This is a genomic window from Promicromonospora sp. NPDC060204 (assembly GCF_042728455.1).
Taxonomy (GTDB): domain Bacteria; phylum Actinomycetota; class Actinomycetes; order Actinomycetales; family Cellulomonadaceae; genus Promicromonospora.
Genome location: NZ_JBHWZO010000059.1, coordinates 1 through 11,665 on the forward strand (window position 1 = coordinate 1; position 11,665 = coordinate 11,665).

At 74.2% G+C, this 11,665-nt stretch carries 8 protein-coding genes; 4 read left to right on the forward strand and 4 right to left on the reverse strand.

The features are described from left to right. The 3 genes from ACFWEJ_RS10045 to ACFWEJ_RS10055 form a co-directional block, all read right to left on the reverse strand. Positions 1 to 2,112, reverse strand: a 2,112-nt coding sequence (locus ACFWEJ_RS10045; RefSeq protein ID WP_377229060.1) for an iron ABC transporter permease, incomplete at its 3' end; no start/stop codon positions are given. 4 nt (positions 2,113 to 2,116) lie between these two features. Beyond that, positions 2,117 to 3,142, reverse strand: a complete 1,026-nt coding sequence (locus tag ACFWEJ_RS10050; protein ID WP_377229061.1) for an iron-siderophore ABC transporter substrate-binding protein — start codon at positions 3,140 to 3,142, stop codon at positions 2,117 to 2,119. 108 nt (positions 3,143 to 3,250) lie between these two features. Then, positions 3,251 to 4,072, reverse strand: coding sequence for an ABC transporter ATP-binding protein (locus ACFWEJ_RS10055; RefSeq protein WP_377229062.1), 822 nt, complete (start codon positions 4,070 to 4,072; stop codon positions 3,251 to 3,253). 134 nt (positions 4,073 to 4,206) lie between these two features. Here ACFWEJ_RS10055 and ACFWEJ_RS10060 point away from each other — a divergent pair, with 134 nt between their 5' ends. Genes ACFWEJ_RS10060 through ACFWEJ_RS10070 form a run of 3 tightly spaced genes read left to right on the forward strand, consistent with a single transcriptional unit; the run spans position 4,207 to position 9,723 of the window. Further along, entirely contained in the window at positions 4,207 to 5,700 is a 1,494-nt protein-coding gene (locus ACFWEJ_RS10060; RefSeq protein WP_377229063.1) for a DUF3375 domain-containing protein, read from the forward strand. Further along, positions 5,693 to 6,370, forward strand: coding sequence for a DUF4194 domain-containing protein (locus ACFWEJ_RS10065; RefSeq protein ID WP_377229064.1), 678 nt, complete (start codon positions 5,693 to 5,695; stop codon positions 6,368 to 6,370). The genes ACFWEJ_RS10060 and ACFWEJ_RS10065 overlap by 8 nt, the downstream gene beginning before the upstream one ends. Continuing rightward, positions 6,367 to 9,723: an ATP-binding protein gene (locus tag ACFWEJ_RS10070; RefSeq protein WP_377229065.1), complete on the forward strand. Its 3,357-nt coding sequence runs from the start codon at positions 6,367 to 6,369 to the stop codon at positions 9,721 to 9,723. Before ACFWEJ_RS10065 ends, ACFWEJ_RS10070 begins: the two co-directional genes overlap by 4 nt. Here the strand turns inward: ACFWEJ_RS10070 and ACFWEJ_RS10075 are convergent. Continuing rightward, entirely contained in the window at positions 9,689 to 10,678 is a 990-nt protein-coding gene (locus ACFWEJ_RS10075) for a glycoside hydrolase family 43 protein (RefSeq protein ID WP_377229066.1), read from the reverse strand. The genes ACFWEJ_RS10070 and ACFWEJ_RS10075 overlap by 35 nt on opposite strands. Positions 10,679 to 10,933: 255 nt before the next feature. On the opposite strand from ACFWEJ_RS10075, the gene ACFWEJ_RS10080 reads away from it, so the two are divergent. Next, positions 10,934 to 11,626 carry a DUF4232 domain-containing protein gene (locus ACFWEJ_RS10080; protein ID WP_377229067.1) on the forward strand — a complete coding sequence of 231 codons (693 nt, stop codon included), beginning with the start codon at positions 10,934 to 10,936 and terminating at the stop codon, positions 11,624 to 11,626. Positions 11,627 to 11,665: the final 39 nt, after the last annotated feature.

The window sequence follows — 11,665 nt, forward strand, 5'->3', positions numbered from 1 at the left end:
GGCCAGCAGCCAGACGAAGTAGGGCGCGCCGAGCAGCGCGACCGCCAGCCCAGCGGGGAGCTGGGCGGGGGCGATGACGGTCCGGCCCAGGGTGTCGGCCAGGCCGAGCAGCACGGCGCCCAGCAGCATCGCGACGGGCAGCACGCGCGCGTGCCGGCCGCCCACCAGGGCGCGCGCGGCGTGGGGCGCGACCAGGCCCACGAAGCCCACCACGCCGACGGCGGTCACGCTGGTGGCCGCCAGCACGGCGGCCACGGCGAGCACGACCAGCCGGCTGCGCTCCAGCCGGACGCCCACGAGGCGCGGCGTGTCGTCGTCGAGCGCGAGCAGGTCCAGCTCGCGGCGCACGATGACGGCGAGCGGGACCGCGAGCGCCAGCGTGACGACCACGGGCAGGACCTGTTCGAGGCTGCGCCCGTAGGTGGTGCCGGACAGCCAGGTGTAGATCCGCGGCGTGTTCCAGGGGTCGGAGCGCAGCAGCAGGAACGTGGTCAGGGCGGTGGTGAGGTAGCCGAGGCCGATGCCGATGAGCACGAGCCGGTCGGCGTGCAGGCCGCCGCGCCAGGCGAGCAGGTAGACGGCGGCGAAGGCGAGCAGGCCGCCCACGACGGCGGCGACGAGCATCGCGCCGTTGCTGGCGGCGACGCCGTTGCCCCAGGTGGTGCCGGCGACGGCGGTGACGACCACGACGGCGCCGAGGCCGGCTCCCCCGGTGATCCCGAGGATGCCGGGTTCGGCGAGCGGGTTGCGGGCGGTGGCCTGGACCATCGTGCCGGACAGTGCGAGGGCGGCCCCGGCGACGACGGCGGCCAGCACGCGGGGCGCGCGCTCGTCGAGCGCGAACCGGACCACGGCGGGGCCCTGGTCGTTCAGCCAGAGGGCGATGTCGCCGGTGCGCAGCCAGGTGGAGCCGGCGAGCAGGCCGAGCAGCGCGACGCCGACCGCGAGGGCGGCGCACACGGTGAGCACGATCACGAAGCGGCGGGTGCTGCGCGGTCCGGTGCCGGCGGTCGGCGGGCGGCGGGACGGCCCGGCGTCGCGCAGGCGCCGCGCGAGGACCACCATGATGAGGGCGCCGGCGATCGTGGTCGCGACGCCGGTGGGGACGGCGAGCGCCTCCTCGGCGCCGAGGACGGCGCGGACGACGGCGTCGGCGAGCACCACGACGAACGCGCCGAGCAGGCCCGCGGCGGGCAGCAGGATCGCGTGCCGGTGCAGCGCGGGGACCACGCGGGCCAGGAGCCGGGCGACGACGGGTGCGGCGAGGCCGACGAACCCGAGGGGACCCGCGAGGGTCACGGCCGCGGCGGTGAGCAGCACCGCCAGCAGCACGCCGATGGCGCGGGTCGAGCGGACCGGCACGCCGAGCGCCCCGGCGGTGTCGTCGCCGAGGCCGAGCACGTCGAGGCGGCGGGAGACGAGGAGGCCGCCGAGGGTGGCCAGCAGGACGACGGGCAGCGCGCGCCAGAACGCCGTGAGGTTGAGCTGGCTCAGGGAGCCGCTGCCCCAGGCGAACAGGCCGGTGGTCTCCGTCTGGAACAGGATGAGCAGCGCGGAGGCGGCGGCCTGCAGGGCCAGCGCGACGGCGGAGCCGGCGAGCACCAGGCGGGTGGACGACGACCCGGCGCCTCCGGCCAGCCCGAGCACGAGCCCGGCGGCGGCGAGGCCGCCGGCGAACGCGACGGCGCCCGAGGCCCACAGCGGCACGGCGAGGCCGAAGGCGGCCACGGCGACGACCGCGAGGTAGGAGCCGGCCGTCACGGCGAGCGTGTCCGGTGAGGCGAGCGCGTTGCGGGCGATCGACTGGAAGAGCGCGCCGGCGACGCCGAGCGCGAACCCGACGGCCACGCCGGCCGCGAGGCGCGGCAGGCGTGACCCGACGAGGATGTCGCGGACCGCCGACGAGTCGCCGGCGTCCTGCCCGGTGAGCAGGCGCAGCAGGTCGCCCGTGCCCACGCCGGACGTGCCCTGCGTCAGGTGCCAGGCACCGACGACGAGCACGGCCAGCGCGAGCACCACCAGGGTGGCCCCGCCCGTGGCCCAGGTGACGGGGCGGGAGGCGGGGGCCTGGGGCAGGGTGTCCGTCGCGGACGGCGACTGCGTGGCGGTCATGGCGTCAGTTCGTGAAGACGTCGACGTACGCGTCGACGATCTTCTCCGCGGAGCGGGGGCCGCCGAACGTCCAGGTGTGCTCCGGGAACGGGTGGGCGCGGTCCTCGGTGACGGCGGGCAGGTTCGCCCAGACGTCGTTCTTGGCGAGCTCGGCGGTCCAGTCGTCCTCGCCCTCCTTGGTGCCGGTCCAGAGCAGGGTCGCGTCGCCGACGTCGGTCATGCCCTCGATGTCGGACTGGCCCAGGCCGTAGGCGGGGTCGACCTCGCCGGTCCAGGCGTTGGTCAGGCCGAGCTCCTCGCCCAGCTCGCCGACCAGCGAACCCTGGCCGAACGGGCGGATCGAGACGTTGCCGCCGTCGACCCAGCCGTCGAAGTACACGAAGTCGGTGGTCTCCGGGGCAGCCTCGGCGACCTGCGCCTTGGCGTCGGCGAGGTGCGCCTGGAACTCGTCGGTCACGACGGCGGCGCGCTCGGTGCGGCCGGTGGCCTCCGCGATGATGTCGAAGGTGTCGAGCATGGTCCCGACCGGGTCGGCGGCGTCGGCGCCCTTGGTGGCGAGCACCGGCACGTCGTAGGCCTCCAGCTTGGCAATGATCTCGTCGTCGGGCGTGTAGGCCTCGATGATGACCAGGTCGGGGTCGGCGGCGTACAGGGCGTCGAGGTTGGGCTCGCCGCGGGTGCCGACGTCGGTCACACCCTCGGGCAGCTCCTCCGCGTCGTTCCAGGTGGCGTAGCCCTTGACGTCGGCCACGGCGACCGGGTTCACGCACAGGCTGAGCACGTCCTCGACCTGCTGCCACTCCAGGACGGCGACCCGCTCGGCCGGCTTGTCGAGCTCGACCGTGCGGTCGAACGAGTCGGTCAGCGTGACGGGGTCGGTCGACGTCGTCACGTCGGCGCAGTCGCCCGAGGCGGCCTCGGTGGGCGCGGCCGACGCGGCGGCGCCGGGGTCGGTGGTGCCGCAGGCGGACAGCGCGAGCGGCAGGATCAGGGCGGCGCCCGCCAGGGTCGCCTTCGTGCGTGGGGACATGGGTCTCCTCAGGTTCGTGACACGTCGTGTCGGTGCAGTGCCGGGTGCGGCGGGTGGTGCGGGCGCCGACGGCGTCCTGCGGGTCTGGGGTCTATGGGTGAGGGCGGGTCAGCGGGTCCGGCCGTGGTGGCGCCCGCGCGGGTGCACGCGGACCCGGCCGGTCCCGGGGTCGGTGGTGACGTCGATCGGCAGGCCGTACGCGAGCGAGAGGTGCTCGGCCGTGAGCACCTGCGCGGGCGGTCCGGCGGCGAGCACGCGGCCCTGGTGCAGCAGCACGACGGCGTCGGCGACCGACGCGGCGTGGTCCAGGTCGTGCAGCACGATGCCGACCGCGGTGCCGTGGTCCTCGGCGAGGTCGCGCACGAGGTCGAGGGTCTCGACCTGGTAGCGCAGGTCGAGGTGGTTGGTGGGCTCGTCGAGCAGCACCACGCCGGTCTCCTGCGCCAGACAGGTGGCCAGCCAGACGCGCTGCACCTCGCCGCCGGAGAGCTGGTCCACGCCGCGGCGCGCCATCGCGGCCACGCCGGTGATGTCCATCGCGCGGTCGATCGCGGCGTGGTCGGCGTCGGTCAGCGGCGCGAACCGGCGGCGGTGCGGGTGGCGGCCGAACGCGACGACGTCGCGCACCTCCAGCCCGGCCGGGTGCGGGCGGGACTGGGCGAGCAGCGTGACGCTGCGGGCGAAGTCGCGCGCCGACAGCGGCGCGACGTCGACGGCGTCGTCGGCCGTGGCCCCCAGACTGACGGTCCCCTGCTGCACCGGGTGCAGCCGCGCCAGCGAGCGCAGCACGGTGGACTTGCCGGACCCGTTGGGGCCGACGAGGGCGGTGACGACACCGGGCGGCAGGTGGACGGCGACGCCGTGCACCACGGTCGTGCGCTGGTAGCCCAGCACGAGGTCGTCACCACGGAGGGCGGTAGGGGCGGTCACGGGAGGTAAGCCTAACCTTATGTCGGTAGTGCTTAGGTTGCCCGTCTCATTCCTCACCCGCTGCGATACCCGCTGTGCTCGCTGCCGGCTTCCGTGCCGGTCGATGTCGGACTGTCGACGTACCCTGGTCGGCGATGAGCACAGCCACCGTGGAGGGAGCGTACGAAGGTGCGCTCCGAGCGTTCAAGAACCCGATGCTGGACCTGCTCCACGGGACGTACGCGCCGTTCGTCGTGACCATGCTGGCGCTGGTCTTCACCGCGCAGCGGCCCCAGGTGCCTGTCGCCGACGCGCACGCGGAGATCGACGCCGCCCTGGACCGCCTGCGCGCCGCCGGGTACGGCGAGGAGGGCAACGCGCCGCTCCCCGTCGGCAGCTCGCGCGACCTGTGCCGCGGCTGGGTGCGCTCAGGCTGGCTCAAGCGGCACGTGCAGGACGGCGTCGAGGTCTACCAGGTCTCCGCGCACGGCGTCGGCGCCCTGGAGGTCGCGGGCCGGGTCGGCGGCGCGCGCACCCGCGTCTCCGAGTCCCGGGTGCGGACCCTGCTCGACGCCGTCGAGGAGCTGGCGCAGGATGCCGACCCGGACGTGCTGTCGCGGATCGCGCGGCTCGACGCCGAGATCCGGGAGCGCACCGCCGAGGTCGAGCGGCTGGAGCGCACCGGCGTCGTCGAGCCGGTGAGCGACGACCAGCTGCTGGAGGAGGCGGAGAACGTGCTGCACCTCGCACGCGAGCTGCCGGCCGACTTCGCCCGCGTGGTCGAGTCGATCAAGCAGGTCCAGCGCGACGTCGTCACGGACCTGCGGCAGGACGTGCGCCCCACGGGCGAGGTCCTCCGGGAGTACCTCGCGCGCGGCAAGGACATCATGGAGTCCACGCGGGAGGGACGCGCCTTCGCCGGGGCGCTCGCCCTGATCGGCCGGTCCGAGCACATCGACCAGCTCGCCGGCAACCTCCGCGTCATCCTGGGGCATCCCTTCGCGGAGCAGCTCCCCGCGCCCCAGCGGCGCGAGCTGCACGAGATCGCGCGGCGCATCGAGCAGGGCGTGCGCGAGGTGCTGCACGCGCAGCAGCAGGCCTCGCACGTCATCACCACGCAGATCCGCAACCACGACCCGCTCCGGGACCGCGAGGTGGACGGACTGCTGCGCGACGTGATGTCCGGGTTCCAGCAGTGGATGCCCACCTCGCGGCACAAGCAGGCGGTCGGGCCGATGCGGCGCCTGCCGGTGGCCGACGTCGGGCACCTGCGGCAGAAGGTGGACGGCCTGCGCCCGCCCGCTCCCCCGACGCCGCTGGAGGCCTGGGAGATGGGCGCGGTGCCGGACGACGACTCCCGGGCCTGGGGCGGCCCGCACTACGCGGACCTGGAGAAGCATCTGGCCGGGCTGCCCCGCGACGACGACGGGGTCGTCGACGTCGCGACGGCGTTCCGGTCCGCGCCCGAGCGGCTGCGCCGGCCGGTCGACCTGCTGGGCCTGCTGGAGATCGCGCACCGGCACGGCATGGTCGAGACGGACGAGGTGGTGACCGTCGAGGCGGTCCGGCCGGACGGGACGCGGCGGCGGTTCGCGTTCGGCGGTGTGGCGATGAGGGACGAGCACGAGGGCGGGACGACGGATGAGTGAGACGGTGACGGACGAGCCGGGGATCGACGCTGCCCCGACCGACGAGGCGGGCTTCATCGAGCCCGCCCCCATGGAGGACGACCAGACGGAGCTGTTCGCGGGCGACCGCGGGCTGCTGGACCCGGAGGTCCGGCGCGTGCTGGTCCGGCTGCTGCAGCGCCGGTTCCTGACGGCGGAGAAGAACCGCGCGCAGTGGAAGACGCTCCTCGCGCACCAGTCGGTGATCGAGTCGCGCCTGCACGACCTATTCGTGCGCCTGGTGGTCGACCACGACCGCGGGATCGCCTACAAGCAGCAGGTGCGCTCGGGCGAGGTCGACGTGCCGATCCTGCTGCGCGACGACCCGTACAACCGCGTCGAGACGCTGGTGCTGGTGCACCTGCGCACCGTCTACCAGCACGAGGCGAGCTCGGGCGAGACGTCCGCGCGGATCGACCTGGAGGACATCGAGCAGGGCGTGCTCACGTTCTTCGACCTGGACGACAACAACCTCGTGCGCCCGCAGCGCGAGATCCGCGATGCCGTGGGGCGCCTGGCGTCCGAGGGCCTGATCGACGAGGAGTCGAGCGGCCGGTACCGCATCACACCGCTGGTGGAGGTCGTGCTCGACAACAACCGGCTCGCCGAGCTCACGCGCTGGCTCGCCGACACCAAGGAGACCCGTTCGTGAGCATGATCGAGACGCTCTGGGGCCTGGTCCCGGCCACGTCGACCGGCCAGCAGTGGACCGCGCAGACCCTGCAGCTCGTCAACTGGGGCGGCTACCACGGCCACCACCACGTGCGGTTCTCGCCGGGGGCCACGCTGTTCAGCGGCGGCTCGGGGTCGGGCAAGTCCACGCTGATGGACTCCTACATCGCGCTGATCATGCCGCACACCACGCCGTTCAACGGGGCGTCCAACGGCGGTGTGACCGGCAAGCCGCGCGGCAAGGAGCAGCGCAACATCCTGTCCTACGCGCGCGGCAAGCTCGACGAGAAGCGGGTCGACGGCGAGACGCGAGTGCGGGTGCTGCGCGGCGAGAAGGAGGACACCTGGTCGGCGATCGCGATGACGTGGGTCGACCAGGGCGGGGCCACGTTCACCGCCGTCCGCGCCTGGTACGTGCCGTCGTCGGCCCGGACGCTGGAGAACGTCACGGCGGTGCGCGGCACCTGCGACGGGCCGTTCGACCTGAGCGGCCTGGAGGAGGCGGCCCGGCACCGGTTCGACCGCCGGGCCGTGACCCGCACGGGGCTGACCTCCTTCGAGACCGACCGCGACTACACGGCGCGGCTGCACACCGCGCTCGGCATCGGCGCGAGCGGTGACGGGCACAAGGCCGTGGGCCTGCTCGGCCGCATCCAGGCCGGCCAGCAGATCACCACGGTCGACGCCCTGTACAAGACGATGGTGCTGGAGGAGCCCTCCACGTTCGCCACGGCGGACGGCGCGGTGCAGCAGTTCGACGAGCTGTCCGCCACGCGCGACCGGATGGTCACCGCGCAGCAGCAGGTCCGCGCGCTCGGGCCCGTCCGCGAGCACCGCGCCGCGATCGACCAGGCGGTCGAGCGGCTGCGCATGATCGACGCCGTCGGGCAGTTCGCGGACCCGGCGGCCCCCGCCGCGCTCTGGCTCGCGGGCCGGCGGCTGGACCTGCTGCGCGCGTCGGAGGCGGACCTCCAGCGGCGGCGCGCCCGCGCGCGGGACGAGGCGACCGAGCTCACCGTGCGCGTCTCGGCGGCCCGGCTGGAGCGCGACGCGGCCCGGGACCTCCTGGGCGCCGCCGGCGGCGACCGGCTGAAGAAGGCGCAGGACGAGACGGACCGCCTGGCGGCGCGCATCGAGCCCGTCGCCGCGGCCCGGGCCCGGTTCGACGCCCTGCTGACGGACATCGGGGCCGAGGTGTCGAGCGCCGCGGAGTTCGACGCCGTCGTCGAGCAGGCACACCGCGCGCTGAACGACGCCGACGCGCGGGCCGCCGCGCGGCGGCGCTTCACCGAGGCGACCCTCGCCGAGCAGGCCGCCGCGAAGGAGCTGGAGGCCCTGCGGGCGGAGCTGCGGACCGTCAGCGCCCGCAAGGACAACATCCCCTCCGACCTGCACCGGGCCCGCGCCGCCCTCGCCGAGGCCGCGGGCCTGTCCCCGGACGAGCTGCCGTTCGTGGGCGAGCTGATCGAGGTACGTACCGAGTTCGAGCCGTGGCGCCAGGCGTTCAACCTGGCGCTGGGCGGCTTCGCCACCGAGATGCTGATCGACGTCGCCCACGTCAAGGCGTTCCGCGCCGCGATCAACTCCGTGCCCACCGCGCGCCGGATCCGGTTCCGGGGCGTGCCCACCGGGCGGCGCGACGAGGCCGCCACGGCGGACCGCACCCTGCCCGCGCGCCTCGACCACCGGCCGACGCCGTTCACCGGCTGGCTCCGGCAGGAGCTCGCCGAACGCTTCGGCTACGTATGCATCGACTCGCCGGCGCAGTTCGCGCTGCACCCCAAGGCCGTGACGATCACCGGTCAGACGTCGGACGGCCGGCGGGGCGCCCACGGCGGCCAGGGCGTGACCAACGTGCTCGGGTTCTCCAACGCCCGCCGCCTGAAGGAGCTGGAGGGCGCCGTCGCCGAGGCGGAGGCGGCGCACGCCGCCGCCGTCGGAGCGCTGGAGGCCGCGACGGCCGGGCTCGACTCGTTCGAGAGGCAGCGCGGCGCCTACGAGAAGATCGCCGACCTGACGTGGGAGCAGGTCGACCTCGACGCCCTGCGGACCGAGCTGGCCCGCTGGACCGCCATCGTCGAGGAGGTCACGTCGGACAACCCGGAGATCGGGCGGCTGCGCAAGGAGCTCGGCGCCCTGGAGGAGCGGGTCACCCGCCTCACCGAGGAGAGCGGCGTCGCCAAGAGCCGGGCCGCCGAGCTGGAGGCGGCGTGGGAGCGGACGGCGGACGCCGTCGACACCGCGCAGCGCACGCTCGACACGGCCGAGACCGACGGGACCCGGGTCGCCGCCGCACACCGCGAGTACCTCCAGGGGCTGTTCGCGGGCGAGCAGGACGCCGACGGCTCCCCCGCCCAGGCCGTCGAGCGCTTCGACGCGGCGCTGGACCGCGCGGCGGCGCGGGTCCGGGACGACCAGGGCGAGGCGCAGGCCGCCGTCGGCCGGGGCCGGGCGGCCCTGCACGACATCTTCGAGACGTTCAAGGAGCGGTGGCCCAACCCGAACCTCGGCGTCGACCCGGACACGTCGTACGACGACTACGAGCGGTTCCTGACGGACCTGGAGAAGAACGGGCTGCACGAGCTGGAGGCGGAGTGGCGCGACAGCCTGCTCCGGCTCTCGGGCGCGGACCTGACCAAGCTCGACAGCGACATCTCGACGGCCGTGCGCGAGATCCGCGACCGCATCGACCCGGTCAACCGGATCCTCGACGGCCTGGACTTCTCCGACGAGCACCACAAGCTGCACATCGAGCTGCGCGACACCGCCTCGCCGGTGCGCTCCCGGTTCCGCGCCGACCTCCGGGCCGTGCGCGAGGCGATCGCGAGCGCCGTCAGCGACACCGACCGCCAGCGGGCCTACACCCGGATGGCCAAGGTGGTCGACCGCGTGCGCCGCACCGCCCCGGAGTTCCACGACCTGATCGACGTGCGCAACCACGTCCGGATCAGCGCCGAGAAGCTCACCAAGGACGGCGCGCACGTCGCGGTCTACGACCACATCGGCGAGAAGTCCGGCGGCGAGTCCCAGGAGCTCGTCGCGTTCATCGTGGGCGCGGCCCTGCGCTACCAGCTCGGCGACGCCGGGGCGGAACGGCCGCGCTACGCCCCGGTCTTCCTCGACGAGGCGCTCATCAAGGCCGACGCCCACTTCACGGGGCGGGCGATCAACGCGTGGCGCGGGCTCGGGTTCCAGCTCATCATCGGCGCCCCGAACGACAAGCACAGCGGCATCGAGCCGCACGTCGACGCCGGGTACATCGTGCTCAAGGACACGAGCGGCAAGTCGTTCACCCAGCTCACGGTGGGGCTGCCGGACGAGGCGCCGGGCTGACGGGGCGGCTCGTCCGGGGCGACCGGACGAGCCGCCGGCCGGTCAGGCCAGGTCCAGCTCCGTGCGCGGGCCGAGGAACCTCGGCACGTCCGGGCCGCCGTCCGGCGCCGGGTCGAAGACCAGCTCCGTGAGCCACATCTGGCGGCCCGGCTCGGGCGCGTTGACCGCGCCGGGCGGCCAGGCGTGGTGCACGTACCAGGTGCGCCCGTCGCGCTCGACGACCATGCCGTGGCCCGGACCGGCCGCCACCTCGTTCGACACCATGATCGGGCCGTCCTGGCTTGACGTACGGGCCGGTGGCCCGGTCCGCGACGGCGTAGCCCACGCCGTACCGGTCCGAGTCGAACGCGTTGCCCGAGTAGAACAGGTAGTACCGGCCGCCGTGCGGCCAGACGTACGGGCCCTCCACGAGCGTGCCCTCCCACTCCTGGTCCTGCTTCAGGATGCGGCTCGGCTCGCCCTGCAGGCGCAGCCCGTCGTCGGACAGCCGCTGCACGTAGATCCACGTGTCCACGCCGACGTGGTTGCCGTCGTTCTTCCACAGCAGCCAGCGCGAGCCGTCGGCGTCGGTGAACGGCGAGGCGTCGATCGAGCCGCCCTCGGTGTCCTGGCACAGCAGCGGCCGGTCGGCGTCGTCCCGGAACGGGCCGTACGGCTCGTCGGCCACGGCCACCCCGACGGCCTGGACGTCGGTCGCCCGGTCGTGCGCCGTGTAGTACGCGACGTACCGCTCCCCCACGACCGCGACCTCGGGTGCCCAGTCCCGGCCCGGCGCGACCCACGACGCCTGCTCAGGCATCCCGTCCCCCACCAGCTCCCAGTGCACCAGGTCCGTGGACCGCAGCACCGGCAGCGTCTCGACCCGGTTCCTCGTCGCGTACGCCCAGTAGGTCCCGTCGACCTCCAGGACCGCGGGATCGGGAAAGTTGGAGCCGTACACAGGGTTCGTCGTCATCGTCTGTCCTGCCCTCTCGCTCGACACGTGGGTCCCACGCGGACCCGCCGTCAGCGCACCAGGCTAGGAAAGATGTCCGGGCCTCGCCGAGGTGTCCACGACGTCCCGACCTGGTCACGGTGTCACGCCGCGCCGGGGTGAATATCGTTGCTCAGAGCAACCCGGCGAGATGATCGAACCTCTGCAACGATCGATGCGGCCGCATGGTGTGGACGCGGCCGCCGGTTGGCTGGATCTGCCCGAGGGGAAGTTCGCATGACCAAGCACAGGATCATCAGGACGATGTTCGGCGCCGCGGGGGTCGCCGCACTGCTCGTCACCGCGGGATGCTCGGCGAGCTCCGCGGACGACGCCGCCGCGTCGGGCTCGCCGTCCGCCTCGTCGACCGGTTCGACGCCGTCCGCGTCCGCGGAGTCGCCGTCGAGCGAGGCGTCGGGCGAGGCGTCGGAGCCCGCCGCGACGGAGAGCGCGACGGACGGCACGGGATCGACCGACGAGACCGGCGCCGCCGAGGGCCGCTGCCAGACGCCGGAGCTCGCGGGCAGCCTCGTCCCGGTCGAGGGCGGCGCCGGGGCCGGGCACTACGAGATCGAGGTCGTGCTGAAGAACGAGGCCCCGGACGAGTGCTGGCTGCAGGGCTGGCCGGGCGTGTCCTTCGTGGGCGACAACGACGGCACGCAGCTCGGCGAGGCCGCCACGTTCGACCGGTCGAGCCCGCACGAGACGGTGACGCTCGCGCCCGGGGAGTCCGCCCACGCCGTCGTCCGGGTCTCGAACGCCGAGAACTACGGCGACGAGTGCGGGCAGACGCCCGCCGACGGGCTCCGGATCTACCCGCCGGGCGAGAAGCGCTCCCTGTTCGTCCAGAACGACCAGCTCACGCTCACCGCGTGCGCCGACTCGGACGAGTCCCTGCTCCAGGTCCAGGCCCTCCAGCCGGCGAGCTGAGGACCCGGCGGGCGCGGCGCCCAGAAATGACTTCGGTCC